Source organism: Arthrobacter sp. 8AJ (genome assembly GCF_902506025.1).
Classification (GTDB): domain Bacteria; phylum Actinomycetota; class Actinomycetes; order Actinomycetales; family Micrococcaceae; genus Arthrobacter.
This window is the reverse complement of record NZ_LR733289.1, coordinates 2032727-2052968: the sequence shown is the minus strand read 5'-3', so window position 1 is coordinate 2052968 and position 20242 is coordinate 2032727. Positions and strand designations below refer to the sequence as shown.

The 20242-nt window shown below is 65.9% G+C and carries 16 protein-coding genes; 7 read left to right on the top strand and 9 right to left on the bottom strand.

Annotated elements, in window-relative coordinates; translation table 11 throughout:
* Positions 1 to 90 precede the first annotated feature (90 nt).
* The 3 genes from BACI349Y_RS09565 to BACI349Y_RS09555 are packed head-to-tail and all read left to right on the top strand — an operon-like array spanning position 91 to position 3519.
* Positions 91 to 1767, top strand: a complete 1677-nt coding sequence (locus BACI349Y_RS09565) for an FAD-dependent oxidoreductase (RefSeq protein ID WP_159631903.1) — start codon at positions 91 to 93, stop codon at positions 1765 to 1767.
* Position 1768: 1 nt separating this feature from the next.
* Complete coding sequence (locus BACI349Y_RS09560) at positions 1769 to 2098, top strand: Dabb family protein (protein ID WP_159635472.1); 330 nt, start codon at positions 1769 to 1771, stop codon at positions 2096 to 2098.
* 17 nt (positions 2099 to 2115) lie between these two features.
* Positions 2116 to 3519 (top strand): MFS transporter, encoded by a 1404-nt coding sequence (locus BACI349Y_RS09555; protein WP_159631902.1) that lies wholly within the window; start codon positions 2116 to 2118, stop codon positions 3517 to 3519.
* A 23-nt stretch (positions 3520 to 3542) separates the two neighbouring features.
* Here BACI349Y_RS09555 and BACI349Y_RS09550 read toward each other — a convergent pair whose 3' ends face one another.
* Together BACI349Y_RS09550 and aspS are read right to left on the bottom strand one after the other, a co-directional pair.
* On the bottom strand, positions 3543 to 4307 hold the full coding sequence (locus BACI349Y_RS09550; RefSeq protein ID WP_159635469.1) for a GNAT family N-acetyltransferase: 765 nt from the start codon (positions 4305 to 4307) through the stop codon (positions 3543 to 3545).
* 138 nt (positions 4308 to 4445) lie between these two features.
* Entirely contained in the window at positions 4446 to 6242 is a 1797-nt protein-coding gene (gene aspS, locus BACI349Y_RS09545; protein ID WP_201302421.1) for an aspartate--tRNA ligase, read from the bottom strand.
* 98 nt (positions 6243 to 6340) lie between these two features.
* Between aspS and BACI349Y_RS09540 the strand changes: the two genes are divergently transcribed.
* The gene (locus BACI349Y_RS09540) at positions 6341 to 7588 is read left to right on the top strand and encodes an APC family permease (RefSeq protein ID WP_159631901.1); all 1248 of its coding nucleotides are present in this window, start codon (positions 6341 to 6343) and stop codon (positions 7586 to 7588) included.
* A 9-nt stretch (positions 7589 to 7597) separates the two neighbouring features.
* Here the strand turns inward: BACI349Y_RS09540 and hisS are convergent, their stop codons facing one another.
* Positions 7598 to 8968 (bottom strand): histidine--tRNA ligase, encoded by a 1371-nt coding sequence (gene hisS, locus BACI349Y_RS09535; RefSeq protein ID WP_159631900.1) that lies wholly within the window; start codon positions 8966 to 8968, stop codon positions 7598 to 7600.
* A gap of 228 nt (positions 8969 to 9196) precedes the next feature.
* On the opposite strand from hisS, the gene BACI349Y_RS09530 reads away from it, so the two are divergent.
* The 3 genes from BACI349Y_RS09530 to BACI349Y_RS09520 all read left to right on the top strand — a co-directional run bounded on the left by BACI349Y_RS09530 (position 9197) and on the right by BACI349Y_RS09520 (position 12600).
* Positions 9197 to 10015: a peptidylprolyl isomerase gene (locus BACI349Y_RS09530; RefSeq protein ID WP_159631899.1), complete on the top strand. Its 819-nt coding sequence runs from the start codon at positions 9197 to 9199 to the stop codon at positions 10013 to 10015.
* Positions 10016 to 10081: 66 nt separating this feature from the next.
* Positions 10082 to 11707 (top strand): DUF349 domain-containing protein, encoded by a 1626-nt coding sequence (locus BACI349Y_RS09525; RefSeq protein ID WP_159631898.1) that lies wholly within the window; start codon positions 10082 to 10084, stop codon positions 11705 to 11707.
* A 116-nt stretch (positions 11708 to 11823) separates the two neighbouring features.
* The gene (locus tag BACI349Y_RS09520; RefSeq protein ID WP_159631897.1) at positions 11824 to 12600 is read left to right on the top strand and encodes a hypothetical protein; all 777 of its coding nucleotides are present in this window, start codon (positions 11824 to 11826) and stop codon (positions 12598 to 12600) included.
* On the opposite strand, the gene BACI349Y_RS09515 is transcribed toward BACI349Y_RS09520, so the two are convergent.
* From BACI349Y_RS09515 to ruvA, 6 genes are all read right to left on the bottom strand, one after another.
* Complete coding sequence (locus BACI349Y_RS09515; RefSeq protein ID WP_159631896.1) at positions 12481 to 14871, bottom strand: RelA/SpoT family protein; 2391 nt, start codon at positions 14869 to 14871, stop codon at positions 12481 to 12483. The genes BACI349Y_RS09520 and BACI349Y_RS09515 overlap by 120 nt on opposite strands.
* A 149-nt stretch (positions 14872 to 15020) precedes the next feature.
* Positions 15021 to 16037: a protein translocase subunit SecF gene (gene secF / locus BACI349Y_RS09510; RefSeq protein WP_159631895.1), complete on the bottom strand. Its 1017-nt coding sequence runs from the start codon at positions 16035 to 16037 to the stop codon at positions 15021 to 15023.
* The gene (secD, locus tag BACI349Y_RS09505; RefSeq protein WP_159631894.1) at positions 16037 to 17794 is read right to left on the bottom strand and encodes a protein translocase subunit SecD; all 1758 of its coding nucleotides are present in this window, start codon (positions 17792 to 17794) and stop codon (positions 16037 to 16039) included. The genes secF and secD overlap by 1 nt, the downstream gene beginning before the upstream one ends.
* Positions 17795 to 17894: 100 nt before the next feature.
* Complete coding sequence (gene yajC / locus BACI349Y_RS09500) at positions 17895 to 18302, bottom strand: preprotein translocase subunit YajC (RefSeq protein ID WP_159631893.1); 408 nt, start codon at positions 18300 to 18302, stop codon at positions 17895 to 17897.
* Between the two features lie 210 nt (positions 18303 to 18512).
* On the bottom strand, positions 18513 to 19598 hold the full coding sequence (gene ruvB / locus BACI349Y_RS09495) for a Holliday junction branch migration DNA helicase RuvB (protein WP_159631892.1): 1086 nt from the start codon (positions 19596 to 19598) through the stop codon (positions 18513 to 18515).
* Complete coding sequence (gene ruvA, locus BACI349Y_RS09490) at positions 19591 to 20235, bottom strand: Holliday junction branch migration protein RuvA (protein ID WP_159631891.1); 645 nt, start codon at positions 20233 to 20235, stop codon at positions 19591 to 19593. Before ruvA ends, ruvB begins: the two co-directional genes overlap by 8 nt.
* Positions 20236 to 20242 lie beyond the last annotated feature (7 nt).

Below are 20242 nucleotides of genomic sequence, written 5' to 3'. Positions count from 1 at the left end.
GCGCCGGGTTCCCGGCCCTGGCAGCCGCTTGATAGAGCCGTTGGCGCAGGCATCTGCGCAACCATTTCCTCCTCCTGAAAGGCAACACCCATGAAATTCGTCAATGGAACCGCAGCCGAAAGCTACGACGTCGTCATCGTCGGATCCGGCGCCGGCGCACTCACCGCGGCGGCCACCGCAGCGCGCGCCGGCAAGTCCGTCGTCGTCCTGGAAAAGAGCCCCCTGCTGGGCGGCACGTCCGCCGTCTCCGGCGGCATGCTGTGGGTGGCGGATAACCACCACGCCCGGGAATCCGGCATGACCGATTCGAAGGAAGCGGCCGCAAAGTACGTGCGTGCCGTGGCCCGGGGACGCGGACGGGAGGAGCTCCTGGACGCCGCCCTGGACTACGGGGACCAGATGCTCCGCTTCGTTGAGGAGGAATGCGGCGTCCGCTTCATCTTCCTCAACAACTTCCCGGACTACCGCCAGGACCTCCCCGGCGCCGTGGAGGGCGGCCGCACAGTGGAACCCGAGCTGTTCAACAGCAAGGAAGCCCTCGGCAAGCTCACCGCGCACGTCCGCACTGACGGCCGGGCCCCGTTCACAATGCAGGAATACGAAAACTGGGGCGCCTTCACCAAGTTCCCCTGGGACGACCTCAACCAGCGCCAGGCTGACGGGCTCGTGGCCAAGGGCCAGGCCCTGGTGTCCATGCTCCTTGCCAGCCTGGTCCGCGACGGTGCCGCACTAGTCACCGAAGCACGGGGCCGTCGGCTGCTGACAGACGGCACCCGGGTAACCGGCGTCGAGGTCGAATCCGGTCAGGCCTTCCACGCAAACGATGCCGTAGTACTGGCCACCGGCGGCTTCGAATGGGACAAGGCACTCGCCGACTCGATGCTGGCCTCGCGGCTTTACACGATGTGCTCGCCGCCCTCGAACACCGGCGACGGCCTGCGGATGGCCCAGCGGATCGGCGGCCAGACCCGCGGCACCAGGGAAGCCTGGTGGGCCCCAATGTCCGTCACCGGGGACACCCGGGACGGCCAGCCGATCGGCACCCTGCTGCGCTTCGAACGCCAGGGCCCTGGATCGATCATGGTGAACCGCCACGGCCACCGTTTCGCGAACGAATCCCAGAACTACAACGACCTCGCCCGGAGCCTGCAGTCCTGGGACTCCCCCAAAAACCAGACCCTCAATACCCCTGTCCACGTAATCGTCGACCACACGTACATGGAGCGCTATGGCATCCTGGCCCACCGCGCCGGCCAGCCCACTCCCGGCTACCTGATCGAGGCGGACACATTAGAAGAACTCGCGGCCAAGATCAACGTGCCTGCGGAAAACCTCCGCGAAACCGTGGCCCGGTTCAACGAATACGCGGTCAAGGGCGAAGACCCCGACTTCGGCCGCGGTGAAAGCGCCTACGACAAGTACTGGGGCGACGAGGAGAACCCGTACCCGAACCCCTCCCTCGGTCCGCTGCAGACCGGGCCGTTCTACGCCATGGAAGTGGTCAATGGCGCTTTCGGCACCAACGGCGGCGTTGCAACCGACGGGCTGGCCCGCGTGCTCGACGTCGACAACCAGCCCATCAAGGGCCTGTTCGCCGCAGGAAACACGACCGAAAACGCCTACGCAGCCGGATACCCCGGCGCCGGAGCAACCCTTGGGCCAATCATGACTATGGGCTACCTGGCAGGCCGCACCATCGCCGGGCTGCGGCCGGAGTATTGCGCGGCTGAACGAAACGGAGCAGGCGCGGAACTGGTGGGTGCCTGAGATGATCCGCCATACCGTGCTCTTCAAGTTCAAACCGGATTTTCCGCCCGCTGACAAGCATGCCTGGATCACCGGGCTCGACAGGATGGCCGGGAACATTCCCGGCATGCTCAGCCTGACCCACGGCGCTAACGTGCTCGGGACCGAGCGCTCTTTCGACTACGCCATTGTGGCCGATTTCGAAACGGTCGAGGACATTGCGGTCTACAACACCCATCGCCTGCACGAGCCGCTTAAGTCCTACTCATTTCCCAACAGCCAGCAAATCCTCTCGGTGGACTTCCACCTGGCGGATTCCCAGCAGGCTCCCACTGAGACACCGACGTCTTGAGGAGAACCATGCAGTCCATGTCCCCATCCCAATCGGCACCAGATACTGCCCAGCGTAAAACTCCGGGTAAAGCGGCGTTGGCGTCCTTCCTCGGCAGCACGCTTGAGTACTACGATTTCTTCATCTACGGGACGGCCGCCGCCCTGGTCTTTCCGCACATCTTCTTTCCGACCGCAGACCCGGCGGTCGGGTTGATCAGTGCATTTGCCACGTTCGGCGTAGCCTACGTCGCCCGTCCGGTTGGAGGCCTGGTCATGGGCCACTTCGGGGACAAACTGGGCCGCAAGAAAATCCTGCTGCTCACCCTCGGCATCATGGGCCTGTCGTCATTGGGTATCGGGTTCCTGCCCGGTTACGAACAGGTGGGCATCTGGGCCCCGATCCTCCTGGTGGCCGGCCGCCTGGCCCAGGGGTTTTCCGCCGGCGCGGAATCGGCGGGCGCCTCGACCCTGACCCTCGAACATTCACCGGAAGGAAAAAGGGGCTTCTTCACCAGCTTCGTGATGACCGGCTACGCCTCCGGCATGGTGCTTGCCACCCTCGTCTTTATTCCCGTGGCAGCCCTGCCACAGGAAGCCATGATGGCTTGGGGATGGCGCATTCCCTTCTGGCTCTCCATCGTGGTCCTCGGGATCGCTTATTGGGTGCGGACGCACTTGGACGAGACCCCCGTTTTTGAGGAAGCCCAGGCAACGGACCAGGTGGCCCCGATGCCGATTAAGGAAGTGCTCAGGTTCCAGGGGGCTGACGTTATGCGCGTCGTGGGGATGTCCATCATGTCCGTCATGCAGACCGTTTTCACCGTGTTCGGATTGGCCTATGCCACCACTACTGCCGGCTTTGACCGAGCGTCCATCCTGACCGTCAATGCTGTGGCCATCGGACTGTCGATGGTGGCCATGCCGCTCGCGGCCAGGCTTTCGGACCGGATAGGACGACGCCCCTTGCTGCTTACGGCCGCCATCGGCTGCTCGGTTACGATCTTCCTCTACTTCCTCGCCCTGTCCTCCGGCAACCTCGCGCTGGTCTTCCTGTCCGCCTTCCTCAACATGACGGTGCTCTATTCGGGCTTCAACGGCATTTGGCCGGCATTCTTCGCGGAACAGTTCGCCGCCCCCGTCCGTTACACCGGAATGGCACTGGGTAACCAGCTCGGACTGGTTCTCGCCGGATTCGCACCAATGATTGCCAGCATGCTCCTTGCCCCCGGTATAACCGGTTGGATTCCGGTGGCTGTCTTCGCCACGGTCTGCATGCTTATCGCGGCAGCATCGGCCTTCTACTCCCCGGAGACCTTCAGGACACCTATTGCCGAACTGGGCGCCTCCTACCTCAAGGGATCCGCACAGCGCCGTGATCTGCTGCAGGCAAGCAGGCATGAACTGCAGGACGCACCAACAGCGGGCACCCGGATCCACTGATCCCGCGGGCCCCTAATGCAGCACTAGCAGCCGGTCAGGGCTCGCCGCGGACGTTCCTGCCGGTACAGGTAGCGGCCGGCCTCACGGAACCCGGCTTTCCCGTAGAGTTGCTGCGCCCCACGGTTCGCCGCTGTGACCAGAAGCCAGAAGCCGTCCAATCCCCGCTCGTTGCCTGCCCGCAGCAGGGATTGCAGGATGACGGCCGCGAAGCCCTGGCGGCGCGCGGCGGGCAGGGTAGCCATGCAGTACAGGCCGCCCTGCCCGCTGCCGCCCGGGAGGGCAAGGCGGCCGACGGCGGAAGCCCTGCCATCGCCGTCCCGCACCAGGGCATACACGGAGGGACAGCCCTTAAGGATGGTTTCGGCGACGGCCAGGGAGTCCTCCCCGCCGCGGCCGTCCACCTCCCACCAAACCCGCAGCCACTCCCCTGACGGCTCCGTGGCGAGTTCCACCGCCGGCGTGGCGCGTGCGGGAATCCGGGCGTCCCTGGCGCTGCGGGTCATGACCAGGGTCTCGGACTGGCGGGTGAAGCCCTCCGCGTCCAGCAGCTCATGGAGACCGGACGCTGCCGGGGTGTCGAAGACTTGGAAGATGACCGGCAAGCGGCGGCTGCGGTACCAGGCCCTGGCCTCCCTGAGCAGGCCCGGGAGGTCGTCGCTGCACCGGTCGCCACCGTACTCTTCACTGCGTGGCCAGATGGAGTTGGCCCGTTGGGTGACGCCTGCGGCCGCACGAAGCGTCCAGCTGCCGGCCTCGTGGCGGTCCGGTGCTGGCCATGCTGCGTCCATGGCGGCTTCAAGGCCCGGGGGTGCGGGTTGGACCGGGCTCGGTGTGGTCACGGGGCTGTTCCTTCCTTAACGGCAGGAGGTCCCCCGGGCGAACCGGGGAACCTCCAATGATTGCGGCCTGGAGCCACTAACCGTGCACTACTGCTTGTCTTCGGGCTTCTTCACTTCGGGCTTTTTGGCCTCGGGCTTGAAGTCCACGCCTGCTTCCTTGCGCTGCTGCGGCGTGATGGGGGCCGGTGCTTCCGTGAGGGGGTCGTGGCCGCCGCCGGACTTCGGGAAGGCGATGACGTCGCGGATGGACTCCACTCCTGCCAGCAGCGACACCACGCGGTCCCAGCCGAACGCGATACCGCCGTGCGGGGGTGCGCCGTACTTGAAGCCTTCCAGCAGGAACCCGAACTTGGTCTGGGCGTCCTCCTTGTCCAGGCCCATCAGTTCGAAGACGCGCTCCTGCACGTCGCGCTGGTGGATACGGATGGAGCCGCCACCAATTTCGTTGCCGTTGCAGACGATGTCGTAGGCGTAGGAGAGCGCCGACTCGGGATCCTTGTCGAACGTGTCAAGGAATTCCGGCTTGGGTGAGGTGAAGGCGTGGTGCACGGCAGTCCACTGGCCTCCGCCGACAGCAACGTCGCCGGAGGCAACGGCAGCGGCGGCGGGCTCAAACATGGGCGCGTCCACAACCCAGCAGAAAGCCCAGTCCGTGGGGTCGATCAGGCCGGTGCGGTGGCCGATTTCCACGCGGGCGGCACCCAGCAGGGCGCGCGAGGGGGTCTTCTCACCTGCGGCGAAGAAGATGCAGTCGCCGGGCTTCGCGCCCACGGCGTCGGCCAGGCCGGCACGCTCGAACTCGGTGAGGTTTTTCGCCACCGGTCCCGCGAGCTCGCCGTCCTCCTTGTACAGGACGTAGGCAAGGCCCTTGGCACCGCGCTGCTTGGCCCATTCCTGCCACGCGTCCAGGGCACGGCGTGCCTGCGAAGCACCGCCGGGCATGACCACGGCACCCACGTAGGGAGCCTTGAAAACGCCGAAGTTGGTGTCCTTGAAGAATTCGGTAAGCTCGGTCAGTTCCAGCCCGAAGCGGAGGTCCGGCTTGTCGGAGCCGTACCTGGCCATGGCGTCGGCGTAGGTGATGCGCTGGATGGGCGTGGGGATGTCCGCCCCAATGAGCTGCCACACTGCCTTGACGATGTTTTCGCCCAGCCGGATGATGTCGTCCTGGTCAACGAAGCTGGCCTCGATGTCCAGCTGGGTGAATTCCGGCTGCCTGTCGGCACGGAAGTCCTCATCGCGGTAGCAGCGCGCAATCTGGTAGTACTTCTCGAACCCGCCCACCTGCAGGAGCTGCTTGAAAAGCTGCGGGGACTGCGGAAGGGCGTACCAGGAACCCGGGGCCAGGCGTGCCGGAACCAGGAAGTCACGGGCGCCTTCCGGCGTCGAACGCGTCAGCGTGGGCGTCTCAATCTCCACGAAGCCCTCCTGGTGGAGCAGGTCGCGCGCCACCCGGTTGGCCTCGGAGCGCAGGCGCAGGTTGCGGCTGGGGCCGGGGCGGCGCAGGTCCAGGTAGCGGTGCTTGAGGCGGGCTTCCTCGCCGACTTCCACGTGTTCGTCAATCTGGAACGGCAGGGGGTCGGAGGTGTTGAGGATGGTGACGTCCTCGGCGATGACCTCGATCTCTCCGGTGGCGAGGGCGGGATTCTCGTTCCCTTCCGGACGCTTGGACACGGTGCCCGTGACCTGAAGGACGTACTCGTTGCGCAGTCCGTGGAACACTTCTTCCTCGCGGACCACCACCTGGGCCACGCCGGAAGCGTCGCGAAGGTCAACGAATGCCACACCACCGTGATCACGACGGCGGCCCACCCAGCCGGCCAGGGTTACGGTTTGTCCAATGTGCTCGGAACGAAGGGATCCGAGGTCATGTGTGCGCAGCACAGCACGCCTTTCTGCGGGAAAACAGTGGGAAGTTTCAATATGATCGTTGCGGGAACGATCCCGTCCGAGTTTACCCGCTGGAAAGGGAATGCCGCCGCATGAGCGAACCGCAGCAGCTGCAGCGCAGGCTCGGGACCTTTGACGCCACCGCGATCGGACTGGGTTCCATGCTGGGTGCCGGCGTGTTTGTGGTCTTCGCTCCGGCCGCCGCGCTGGCAGGGAATCTCCTGGTCCTGTCGGTGCTCATCGCGGGAGTAGTGGCGTACTGCAACGCCGTGGCCTCTGCCGCCCTCGCCGCCAAATACCCCACCAGCGGCGGTACTTACGTGTACGGGCGGAACCAGCTCGGCGAGTGGCCGGGTTTCCTGGCCGGCTGGGGTTTCGTGACAGGCAAGACGGCGTCGTGCGCGGCCATGGCGTTGACGTTCGGCAGCTACGTGGCGCGGAATTATGCGGTCCCGGTGGCTGTGGCCGCCGTCGTGGCGCTCATCGGAGTCAACCTGCTCGGCATTACCCGGACCGCCCTGCTGACACGCATCCTGCTGTGCATGGTCCTGGCGACGCTGGTGTTCGTCGCCGTGGCCGCGTGGCTGGGCCCGCACACCGCGGCGGTACTGGCCGGGCCGCCGTCGGGCAACCCGGCGGGAGTCCTGCCGGCAGCAGGGCTCATGTTTTTCGCTTTCGCCGGCTACGCACGGATCGCCACGCTGGGCGAAGAGGTCAAAGACCCCACACGGGCCATCCCGCGGGCCATCCTGGCGGCCCTGGCAGCCGCTTTCGCCATCTACCTGCTGCTGGCACTGCTCCTGCTGAACCACCTCGGAGAGCGGCTTGCCGCGTCCGGAACTCCCCTGCTGGACGCAGTATTGGATTCCCGCCTTGCCCCTGCCGCGCCGCTGGTGCAGGCGGGCGCAGCCGCTGCATGCCTGGGTGCCCTCCTCGCCCTCATCACGGGCGTGGGGCGGACCACCCTGGCCATGGCACGGGAACGCGACCTGCCGGGTCCGCTGGCAAAGGTGGGCGGCACCCACACCGTCCCGTTCGTTGCGGAACTGGCTGTGGCCGTCGTCGTCATCCTGCTCCTGCTGACCACCAACGTGATGACGGTGGTGGGCTTCTCAAGCTTCGGCGTACTGGTGTATTACGCCGTGGCGAACGCGTCGGCCTTCACCCTCACGGCCCATCCCGGCTATGCCCCCCGCTGGCTGAACGCCGTGGGATTCCTGGGCTGCGTCGTCCTCGCCTTCACCCTGCCGCCGGCGCCCGTCCTGACCATGGCCGCGGTCCTCGCTGCCGGGGTTACCGGTCGCTGGCTGGCGCTGCGCCTCCGGCAGCACCAGCCCTGAGTTGCCGGGCTACACGGAGGCTGCTGCGGGGGCGGTGGTTTCAACCTGAACCGTCAGGTCCTCCAGCGGCGGCATCCAGGTTTCGGGCGCGGCCAGCACCTGTTCGCCAGTACGGATGTCCTTGACCTGGTGGGTGCCGTCCTCGTCGGTGAACCAGACGAACGGGATGCCGCGCCGGTCCGCAAACTTGATCTGCTTGCCGAACTTTTCTGCCTTGGCCGCCACTTCCGTGGGGATACCCCTGCTGCGCAGGAGCGCGGCGACGTCCTGCGCACCGCCCCAGCTGTCGTCGTGGTTCAGGGCCACCAGCACCGCCGTGGGAACCGAACGGGAGGCCTTGGCCAGGTCCTGGCTCAGGATCCGGGAGACCAATCGGGTCACGCCGATGGACAGCCCGACGCCCGGGAACTTCCGGTTTCCCTTGGACGCCAGGGCGTCGTAGCGGCCGCCGGAGCAGATGGACCCGAGCTGCTCGTGGCCCACCAGCACGGTTTCCACCACGGTGCCGGTGTAGTAGTCCAGGCCGCGGGCGATGCTGAGGTCGGCCAGCACCTTGCCGGGAGCCCGCTGCACGGCGGCATCGATAACCTGCTCCAGTTCGTCGAGGCCTTCATCCAGGAGCTCGTTGGTGACGCCGAGGGCACGGACCTGCGCCACGAAGGATGTGTCGTCCGTGCGGATTGCTGCCAGCTGCAGCGCCTTGGCGGCCTGGTCATCGGAAGCGCCCAGCTCGGACTTCAGCAGCTCAGCCACCTTGGCGGGACCGATCTTTTCAAGCTTGTCGATGCTGCGCAGCACGCCTGCGGTGTCATCGAGGCCGATGCCGCGGTAGAAGCCTTCGGCGAGCTTGCGGTTGTTGATCCGGAGGCGGAAGTCGGGGATGGGCAGGGCACTGAGGGCCTCGGCGATGACCAGTGCAATCTCGACGTCGTAACGGAACGGAAGCTCGCCGTCGCCCACAACATCGATGTCCGCCTGGGTAAACTCACGGGCCCGGCCTTCCTGGGGCCGCTCGCCGCGCCACACTTTCTGGATCTGGTAGCGGCGGAACGGGAAGGCGAGGTAGCCGGCGTTTTCAACGACGTAGCGGGCAAACGGCACCGTCAGGTCAAAATGCAGGGCCAGCGCGTGGGGATCCGCTTTACCGCCCTTTACCGGGTTGTCGCTCTCATCCTCCTGGAGCCGGCTGAGTCCATACACTTCCTTGTCGATCTCACCCTTGCGGAGCAACTGGCCCACCGTCTCCACAGCCCGGGTTTCGATCGAGGCAAAACCATGCAGCTCAAAGACCCTGCGCAGGGTATCGAGCACATGCAGCTCCACCAGCCGCTCCTCGGGAAGCCACTCGGGGAATCCGGACAGGGAGGCGGTGCGTGCCATGGGGAAGGTTCTCCTTAGGGATGGAAGGCGCGGCGCACTGCCGGCCACACCGTTCAGGGACGGCGTACGGCGGCAGCACAGCCGGCCATGCATAAACTATGTGCGGCAGCCAGTTTATGCGTTCATCCGTGTGCATCTCTAATACGGCGGACGGCACGGACTGGCCGCTGAATTCTTCGCGCCGCGGCCAACCGCGGCACACCAGCAGCCCGACGATGAGGAGGACCCTTGCCGGCCAGTTCACGCAGTGCCCGCGAAACGAAACGGCGCATCCAGCAAATGGAAGCCAAGCGTGACCTCCGGCGCGACCAGGAAAGGCGGCGCAAGCGCGACAACCTCGTGGCCGCCGGCGCGGGAACCGCCGCCGTACTGCTCGCCGTCGTCCTCCAGCTCACGGCGTTCGCCGGAAACCCGACCGAGGACGAGTATGCTGCCGCGCAGGCAGGCCTGACCGAGCCATCGGCCTCGGCCAGCGCCTCCCCCACTCCATCCGCTGCTGCAACCAACGGGCCGAACATCCCGGCCGCAGACTCGGCGGCCGGCAAGACTTTCACGGGCCAACTGCTGCTGAACGGCAGTCCTCTGGGCGTGGAGGTGGACGGAACCAAGGCTCCCCAGGCCGCGGCGGTCTTCAAGTCCCTCAGCGACGAAGGCTATTTCAACGGCAAGACGTGCCACCGGCTCACCACCGCAGACCAGTTCGGCGTGCTGCAGTGCGGTTCGCCCACGGGCGACGGCCAGGGAGACCCCAACTACACGTGGGGCCCGCTGGAGAACACCCCGGCGGACAACATGTACCCCGCCGGCACCATCGCCGTGGCCCGTACCGGCAACAACGCCTACGGCAACGGGACACAGTTCTTCATTGTCTATAAGGACACCGCGATTCCGGCAGACGCAGCGGGGGGCTATACCGTGGTGGGAAAGGTGACCTCGGGGCTTGATGTGGTGTCCAACATTGCTGCCGCCGGTATCACGCCAGGTGCCAGCGACACGGACGGCGCACCAAAACAACCAGTCACGATAGACTCGTTTTCTCTGAAGTAGGAGCCGGGCCGGCAAGGCCGCGGTGCAGTACGTGAGTATTTCCCTCCAAGCGAAAGACTTTTAGCGGTGACAGACAGTCAGAAATCCGACGAAACAGCAACAGGCGTAACCGAACCAACGGCTCCGGCCGAGGACGCTGCCGATACTGCTGCACAGGCCGGGCACGCACCCGCGGCCCCCGAAGCAACCGCTTCAGAGGAGGGCACTGCTGAAGAAAGCCCTGTTGACGAGGACACTGCTGACGCAGCCAGTGTTGGCGCGGCCAGTGGGCAGGATGCAGAGGGCCAGTCCGGGGTAGCCACTGCCGCGGAGCCGTCTGTGCCTGCTGCCGCACCCGGCCCCCGGCCGTCAGCACCGTCGCCTGCCGCCTTCGCATCGCGTCCCAAGCCCGCTGCCGCCGCTCCCGCTGCCGCACCGGTGCCCGCTGCGCCCAGCACGTCTGTCGCCGAGGCCTCCAAGTGGGGCCGAGTGGAAGGGGACGGCCACGTCTACCTGAATATCGACGGCGGCGAGCACCCCGTGGGACAGTACCCCGGCGTGAGCGGTGACGAGGCGCTGATCTACTTTGCGCGGAAGTACGACGACGTTGTGGCGCAGATCGTCCTCCTCGAACAGCGTGTCAGCTCCAAGGCTCCCAGCACGGACATGCAAAAGACGGTGACGCACCTGCGTGAACAGCTCGCCGAACGGAACATGGTGGGCGACCTGCGGGCAGCCGAAGCGCGACTGGACAAGCTCGCCGTCGAAATCACGGAGCTGGAGAAGGCCGAGAAGGCCGAGCACGATGCCGTGCGTGCATCCGAGCTTGCAGCGCGTGAGGCCATCGTCACCGAGGCGGAGCAGATTTCCGGCCAGGATCCCGCCCAGACGCAGTGGAAGACCTCCAGCGCCCGGATGAACGAGCTGTTCGAGAACTGGAAGGCAGCCCAGAAGAGCGGCGTGCGGCTGGGCCGCAGCAACGAGGACGCCCTCTGGAAGCGCTTCCGCGCCGCCCGCACCGTCTTCGACCGCCACCGCCGGGCCTATTTCTCCCAGCTGGACAGCAACAATTCCGCAGCCAAGGCTGCCAAGGAGAAGCTGATCGCCGAGGCCGAAGCCCTATCCACGTCAACCGACTGGGGCTATGCCGCGGGCGAATACCGCCGGCTGATGGACCAGTGGAAGGCATCACCGCGCGCCAGCCGGAAGGATGACGACGCCCTGTGGGCACGGTTCCGCGCCGCCCAGGACGTCTTCTTCACCTCCCGCCAGGCGGCCAACGACGAAATCGACCAGGAGTACGCGGCGAACCTTACGGTGAAGGAGGCGTTGCTGGCCGAGGCCAACGGCATCCTTCCGGTGAAGGACCTGGCAGCCGCCAAGAAGGCGCTCCAGTCCGTCCGTGACCGTTGGGAAGAGGCCGGCAAGGTACCCCGGGCCGACATGGGCCGGATCGAAGCCGGGCTCCGGAAGGTTGAAGACGCCGTCCGCCACGCCGAGGAAGAGCAGTGGCAGCGGTCCAACCCCGAACGCAAGGCACGCACCAACAGTGCACTCTCGCAGCTGGAATCCGCCATTGCCGGGCTCCAAGAAGACCTCGCCAAGGCCGAAAAGAGCGGTGACCAGCGCAAGATCAAGGCTGCCCGGGAGGCCCTCGAAGCGCGCCAGGCCTGGCTTGACCAGATCCAGCGCTCCGCCAGCGAGCTGTCCTAGGCTTCTCGCGCTGAGCTTCTCTGGCTTGGGCTGGAAGTCACAGGCCCGGTCCCGGTTATCCACATAACCCGGACCGGGCCTGTGCCCGTTAACCACGGTCCGGGCAGGATGGGGGTATGGCCACACCACCAGCATCCTCCGACGCCGGACCGGGCAGGGACCCCTCCGCTTCCCCACCGGGGCCAGGGTGCCCTGCAGGCGCAGCAGAGGCGGCGGCGGCGGCGCCACGCTTTCCCGAACTGTACGCACCCGGGGTCCCCTTCGCCGGTCCGGAACTCCAGTCCCTGGCCGCCGACGGACTGCTGGCCCGCTTCCACCAACACGGTTACACGCTTCCGGGGTTGCCGGCGTCCCCGCAGTTGCGGGCAAGGGCGGCCGCGGGTGCTGTGCCCGCGGCCATCCGGCAGCGGGTCGTCGCGGGGCGGATGACTGCGGCGTGGATCTACGGCTGCGCGGCGGAACCGGACAGGCTGGCACTCCTGGTTGATGCCAAGCGGCGGGTATCCAGCCTGCGGAATACCCGCGGCTGCACGCTCCACGAGGTGAGGCTGGGGCCGTTCGACGTGATCAGCCTGGGCGGCCTGATGGTTTCCAGCCCCTTGCGGACCGCCCTTGACATCGCCCTGCACGTGGAACCGGAACGTGCCGTACCGGCCCTCGCCGGCTTGCTGGCCCGCCCGCAGCAGGACGTGCGGTTGCGGCTGCTGGTGCGCGCCATCGAAGCAACACCCAGGGTGCCGCACAAGCGGGCTGCTTTGGAAAAGCTCGCCCTTTTAGCTCCGGCGTTTGTTGCCGGTGGTGCGGTAGACGTCGAAGACCCCGTCGATCCTGCGCACGGCGCTGAGGACGTGGCTGAGGTACTTGGGGTCGCCCATCTCGAACGCGAACTTTGAGATGGCCACCCGGTCCGTGGAGGTGTGGACGCTGGCCGCGAGGATATTGACGTGGTTGTCGGAAAGGACCCGCGTCACGTCAGACAGCAGTGATTTGCGGTCCAGGGCCTCCACCTGGATCTCCACCAGGAAAACGCTCGACTGGGTTGGCGCCCAGTCCACGTCCACGATCCGGTCCGGCTGGTCCTTCAGGTCCGAGATGTTGGTGCAGTCGGTGCGGTGCACGGAGACGCCGGATCCCCTGGTCACAAAGCCCAGGATCGGGTCCGGTGGAACGGGCGTGCAGCAGCGGGCCAGCTTCACCCAGACGTCGCCCACGCCGCGGACCACAACACCGGAGTCGGAGAAGCGGGCCTTGCTGACCTGGGTGGGGATGCTGACCTCTTCGACGTCATCATCGGCACTCTCGTTGCCGCCCAGGCTTTCGATCAGCTTTTCCATGACCGACTGGGCAGATGTGTGCCCGTCGCCCACGCCGGCGTAGAGGCCGGAGATGTCCGTGTATTTGAATTCCTCGGCCACGGCGGCCAGGGCCTCGTGCGTCATCAGCCGCTGCAGTGGCAGGTTCTGTTTCCGCATGGCACGGGTCAACAGCTCCTTGCCGCGGTCAATGGCCTCTTCGCGGCGTTCCTTGCTGAACCACTGGCGGATCTTGTTGCGTGCCCTGGCACTCTTGACGAAGTGCTGCCAGTCCTGGCTGGGTCCGGCCCCCTCGGCTTTGGAGGTAAAGATTTCCACCCAGTCGCCGTGGTTCAGCTCGCTGTTAAGCGGGACCAGCTTGCCGTTGACCCGGGCGCCAATGGTGCGGTGGCCTACCTCCGTGTGCACGGCGTAGGCAAAGTCCACGGGCGTTGATCCTGCCGGCAGCGCCATGACTTCGCCCTTGGGCGTGAAGACGAACACTTCGCGGGCGTTGATTTCAAAGCGCAACGAGTCCAGGAACTCGCCGGGATCCGAGGTTTCCTGCTGCCAGTCCACCAGGGAGCGCAGCCATCCCATATCGCCGTCGCGGGGACTTCCGGGGCCCACCGCGGTGCGGTTGGGCTGGTCCTTGTACTTCCAGTGGGCCGCCACGCCATACTCGGCCCGGCGGTGCATCTCGTGCGTGCGGATCTGGATCTCCACCGGTTTGCCGCCGGGGCCGATCACGGTGGTGTGCAGGGACTGGTACATGTTGAACTTGGGCATCGCGATGTAGTCCTTGAACCTGCCGGGCAGGGGGTTCCAGCGCGAATGCATGGTGCCCAGGGCGGCGTAGCAGTCCCGGACAGAATCCACCAGGACACGGACACCCATGAGGTCGTTGATGTCGTCGAAGTCCTTGTCGCGGACAATCATCTTTTGGTAGATGGAGTAGTAGTGCTTGGGCCGGCCGGTAATAGTTGCTTTGATCTTGGCCGCGCGCAGGTCCTCGGTGATCTGGTCCCGGATGACGCCCAGGCTCTTTTCCCGCTCGGGGGTCCGGTCCCCCACCATCCTGACGATTTCCTCGTACACCTTGGGGTAGAGGGCCGCGAAGGACAGGTCCTCGAGCTCCCACTTGATGGTGTTCATGCCCAGCCGGTGCGCCAGCGGGGCGAAGATTTCGAGGGTTTCACGGGCTTTGCGGGCGGACGATTCGGCTGATACGAAGCGCCAGGTACGGGCGTTGTGAAGCCGGTCGGCCAGCTTGATCATGAGGACGCGGATGTCCTTGGCCATGGCCACGACCATCTTGCGGACCGTTTCCGACTGGGCGGCCTCGCCAAAACTGACCTTGTCCAGTTTGGTCACGCCGTCCACCAGCATGGCCACTTCCGGCCCGAAGTCCCGCTTCAGGTCCGCGAGGGTGTACGGGGTGTCCTCGACGGTGTCGTGCAGCAGGGCCGCCGCCAGGGTGGTGCCGCTGAGGCCAAGCTCGGCGAGGATGGTGGCCACAGCCACCGGATGGGTAATGTACGGGTCCCCGCTCTTGCGCTTCTGTCCGCGGTGGCTCCGCTCAGCTACGTCGAAGGCGCGCTGGATGAGGTCGAAGTCCTCTTTGGGATTGTTGGCCCGGACAGTGCGCAGCAGCGGCTCAAGGATAGGCGAATAGGTGGCTGCTCCACGACCGGTCAGGCGGGCAAGGCGCGACCGGGTGCGCTCCCTTCGGCCGGGAAACGTTGCCCGTGATCCCGAATTGTCAACAGGAACCAAGGACCCTGGGCGCGCAGACGATGCCGCACCGGTTTGTACACCGGCAGGACTTTTTTCTTCCTCTGCCGTTGGCACCGACGCCGAACGTTCTTCCAATGAAGCACCCCTCACCACCGTTTAATTACTCCAGTCTATTCCCCCGGGCAGCCACTTCTATAACCGGGCGCGGACAGCCAAAGGCCGGGCAGCGCACGGTGTGCGTTGCCCGGCCTTTGAGGGAATGGCGGGTGCCTGTAGCTGGCGGGTCAGGCTTTAGCCGGCGATGCCGGAACTGCCCGTTCGGTTGAACCGGCCCGCCGCTGCTGGACGCGCCGCGCCTGCTTGACCAGGTCCGGTTCACCCTGCCGGAGCCAGGCGTACATCGGAGCTGCGACGAAGATGGTCGCGGCGGTGCCGATGAGGATCCCGACGAACAGGGCCAGGGACAGGTCGCGCAGCGTTCCGGCACCAAGGAGCCCTGCACCGATGAACAGGATGGCGCCCACGGGGAGGATCGCCACCATCATGGTGTTGATGGAACGCACCAGGGTCTGGTTGACGGCGAGGTTGACTTCCTCACCGAACGTCCGGCGTGTGGAGGCGTCGATTCCGGTGGTGTTTTCCCGGATTTTGTCGAAGACCACCACGGTGTCGTAGAGGGAGTAGCTCAGGACGGTCAGGAATCCGATGATGGCCGACGGTGTGACCTCAAAATCACTGAGCGCATACACACCGGCCGTGATGAACATGGTCACGGCCATGCCGGCAAGCGCCGACAGGGACATCTTCCAGGTCCGGAAATAGAGGGCCATCAGCAGGGCCGCCAGCAGCACGAACACCACCAGGCCGATCAGCGCCTGCTTGGTCACGTCAGCGCCCCAGGTGGGGCCAACGAACGTGGAGGTCACCTCGTTGTCGGTGACACCGTAGGCGCCGGTGAGGCCCTGCTTGATCCGAAGGGTCTCGTCGTCGGTCAGCTTGTCCGTCTGGATGCGCATGGTATTGCCGGCCACGTTCGCAACGCGCGGAACACTGCCGGCAACCACGTCAGTCACGGCCTTTTCGCCGATGGTGGCGTCCGTGGTCTTGACGTTCGAGACCGTGAATTCGGAGCCCCCACGGAATTCGATGCCGAGGTTGAAGCCACCCTTGGCCGCCGGGATGATGATGGACAGCGCGACTCCCACCGCGGCGATGATGAACCATATCTTCTTGGCCCCTACAAAGTCGTAGGAACGCTTTCCGGTGTAGAGCTCGTTGCCGAACGTAGCGAAGCCTGACATTACTTGTTCTCCTTCGCGGAGGTCTTGGACGAGCCGGCCAGCTGTTCCTGCTTCTCTGCCAGGCGCCGTTCAGCGATGGTCATGCGGCGTTCGGCCTCGGCCGCTGCGCCGGTGTTCTTGGTACGGACCACCGCGGGCTTGTCCTCGGGAGTGCGGACCCGGCCGGCACCGCGGTACAGCGGCACGGCGCCCAGACGTTCGGGGTCCAGGCCGGAAAACTTGTGGCCTTCACCGAAGAACCGGGTACGGGCCAGCAGCTGCAGCGTGGGGTGGGTGAACATGAACACCACGATGAGGTCGGCGATGGCCGTCAAGCCCAGCGTGAACGCAAAGCCACGGACGTTGCCCACGGCCACGAAGTACAGGACCAGGGCGGCCAGGAGGTTGACGGCCTTGGAGGCAAGAACCGTGCGCTTGGCCCGCTTCCAGCCGTTTTCCACGGCGGACACCAGGCCGCGCCCTTCGCGCAGTTCGTCGCGGATGCGTTCGAAGTAGACGATGAAGGAGTCGGCAGTCTGGCCGATGGCCACGATGATGCCTGCAACACCTGCAAGGGACAGCCGGTAGTTCTCCGTCCAGCCCAGGATCGCGATAGCCAGGTACGTCAGGGCACCGGCCACCACCAGCGAGGCGATCGTGACGAAGCCCAGGGCGCGGTACTGGAACAGGGAGTAGACCACCACGAGCAGGAGCCCGATCAGGCCCGCCAGCAGGCCCATGCGCAGCTGTTCGCCACCAAGCGTGGCGGAGATCTGCTGCTCGCTCTGGATGTCGAAGCTGATGGGGAGGGCACCGAACTTCAACTGGTCGGACAGCGCCTTGGCGGTCTTCTCGGTGAAGCCGCCGGTGATCTGCGGACGTCCGTCGGTGATGACAGCCAGCGACCGCGGGGCGGAGATGACCTGGTCATCCAGCACAATGGCGAACTGGGACTTGGGGTCGGTGCCGGACTCGCCGCCGGCGGCCACGTAGAACTGGTTGAGGCGTTCGGTGACGGATTTGAACTTGGCCGTGCCGTCGGCGTCGAACTGGATGTTGACGGCCCAGTCGTTGGTCACCGCACCCTGCGCACCCTGCTGCAGCTGGAAGGACGAGGTGACGATGTTGCTGCCCTTCACCTCCACGGGACCCAGGATGTACTTGATGGCAGGAGACTTGTCGGTGGCAGGCTCGCAGGTCACCAGCGGCTTGGTGGGATCTGACCGCTTGGATTTCTCGGCTGCGGGGCTGTTGCAGTCCAGCGCCTCGAACTGCTTGTAGATCTCCGGGGTGATCCAGTTGGTGTCACTGCTGTTGGCCGGCTCAGCTGTGGGTTTGGGCAGCTGGTCCTCCGGGGTCTGCGACTCCGGCGGCACGGGGGCGCCATCGCCGTTGAGGAGGACGGGGCGGAAGTTCATGTCCGCGGAAGCCTGGATGAGGTTCCGGGTTTCGGCGGAGGGGGTGCCGGGAAGGCTGACCACCACGTTGCGCCCGGACTGGGTGCTGATTTCCGCTTCGGAGACGCCGGATCCGTCAACGCGCTGCCGGATGATCGCCACGGCCTGGTTGAGCTGCTGTTCGTTGATGTCCGAACCGCCCTCCACCTTCGGCGCCAGGATCATCTGGGTGCCGCCCTCGAGGTCCAGGGCCAGTTTGGGTGCCCAGCTGGCCTGCCCGGCGACGGTGCCGCCGGCCAGGACGGCTGTCAGCGCTGCCAGGAGTACGCCAAGCCAGACCAGGACGCGGAGCCCTGGTTTCTTGCGGCCAGTTCGTGCCATTGTCGATCTTTCTCTTATTCGCGGAAGAACCGCCGGCGCGGGTTGTTACCTGCGCCGGCGGTGGTCCGCAGCGGTAGAGGGAGGAAAGGGGCCAGCGGGCCTAGCTGTCCTTCTTGCCCTCGTCGTTGAGGCGCTTCAGGGTTTCTTCCGGAGTCTCGGTGCCCGTTGCAGTGCTTCCGGCTTCCGGCGTGGTCAGTGAGGATGCGTCATCCGGCACCACGGGTGAGGCAGCGGCGGGCTCGACCGTGGCTTCCGCGGCAGGCTCGACGACCTTGGTGACTGCCTGGCGGTGCACGGTGGCCAGGTTGCCGGGGGAAAGTTCAAGGGTGACCTTGTTGTCGGCGTCGTCGATGTCCACGATCCGGCCGAAAAGGCCAAAGCTGGTCATGACCTCCACGCCTGGGGCGAACTTCGACTGGAGCTCTGCCTGCTGCTGCTGCGTCTTCTTGTTGCGGCGGAACATCATGAAGATGAACACGCCGAGCATGACGAACAGGAGAATTGACATTGGATCCAAGGGGGAATTCCGTTCTTTTGCGTGGTGCTGCTGGTTTTCCAGCGACGTGGGCTTCGCTTCAGCCGGGGCGGTTGGTGGCACAGGCAGAACGCCTGACATTTCCTTCCCCAAACGACGGGGGCGTCAGGGCCACCCGCGAAACAAAGACCCGAACGTGCCGGGCGTCATACCAGTCTAAAGGGAAAAGCTGAACGGAGCCTGCTATTGGCTCTCCGGGGCCCAGTCCCCCGCGGCGGGGGCGTCCCCGCCGGGCTCGAAAAGGTCCAGCTGCTCCTGGGCGAAGACACCGGATGGAATGGCGTATCCGAGGTGCGTCCAGGCCGGCGCCATCGCAATCCGTCCGCGGGGTGTCCGGCCCAGCAGCCCTTCCCGGACCAGGAAGGGTTCGGCCACGGTTTCCACTGTTTCGGTTTCCTCGCCAACGGCGATGGCCAGGGTGGACAGGCCGACGGGGCCTCCGCCGAATTTGGTGATGAGGGCATCGAGGACAGCACGGTCCAGCCGGTCAAGGCCTTTCTTGTCCACTTCGTACATGTCCAGGGCGGCGGACGCAGCCCTGGCATCGATTTGTTCGACACCATGCACCAGCGCCCAGTCCCGGACCCGGCGCAACAGGCGGTTGGCGATACGGGGGGTCCCGCGTGAACGGCCGGCGATTTCAGCGAATCCGGCGGAGTTGACCTTCAGGTCCAGCAGCCCGGCTGACCGGCGCAGGACCAGTTCCAGTTCAGGAACGGAGTAGAACTCGAGGTGCCCGGTGAAGCCGAACCGGTCGCGCAGTGGGCCCGGAAGCAGCCCGGCGCGGGTGGTGGCGCCCACCAGGGTGAACGGTGGCAATTCCAGTGGAATGGCGGTGGCACCGGCGCCCTTGCCCACGACGATGTCGACGCGGAAGTCCTCCATGGCCATGTACAGCATTTCCTCGGCGGGCCGGGACATGCGGTGGATCTCGTCGAGGAACAGGACCTCGCCCTCGGACAGCGAGGACAGGATGGCCGCAAGGTCGCCCGCGTGCTGGATGGCGGGCCCGCTGCTGAGGCGCAGCGGAGCGTTCATTTCCGCGGCCACGATCATGGCGAGGGTGGTTTTGCCGAGGCCCGGCGGCCCGGAGAACAGCACGTGGTCCGCTGTGCGCCCGCGCATCCGGGAGGCCTGGAGCACGAGCGAAAGTTGCTTGCGCACCCGGTGCTGGCCCACGAAATCGTCGAGGTTCTTCGGCCGGAGCGCAGCCTCGATGGCCCGCTCCTCCGGTTCCTCCCCCGCGGCGACCAATGAAGGTTCAGCCACGGCTGCCTACGCGGTTGCCGGCGCGGGCGCCGTCCTGCCCCAGCCAGCGGAGGGTGGTGCGGAGGATTTCGGCCACATTGCCGCGGAAGGATACTTCCGGCTCGTCAGCCAGGGCTTTGTCGATGCTGGCGGAGGCATCCTTCTCGGACCAGCCCAAGCTGGTCATGGCGGCCACCACCTGCGGCTTCCATGCGGCCTCGGCAGGGGTGGCGGCGCCGGCGGGTGCAGCGGTTCCGTGCGGTACCAGCTTTCCGGCCAGCTCCAGCACGATCCGGCCCGCGACCTTGGGCCCGATGCCGGGAACCTTGGTGAAGGTCTTGCTGTCCTCCGTATGGGCCGCAACCCTGATTGCTTCGGGGTCGTGGACCGCCAGGACTGCGAGGGCAAGACGGGGACCGACCCCGCTGACACTCAGCAGGACGTCGAACACCTCACGTTCGTCGTCGGATGCAAAACCAAAAAGGGTGAGCGAATCCTCCCGGACAATCAGGGACGTAAACAGCTTGCCCTCTTCCCCCACGCGCAGCCGGCTCAGGGTCTGCGGGGTGGCGTTGACGCTCATCCCGGCACCGTTGAGGTCAATCACGGCCGTGGACAGGCCGACGTGCGCTACGGTTCCGCGGAGGAAACTGATCAAGGCCGGG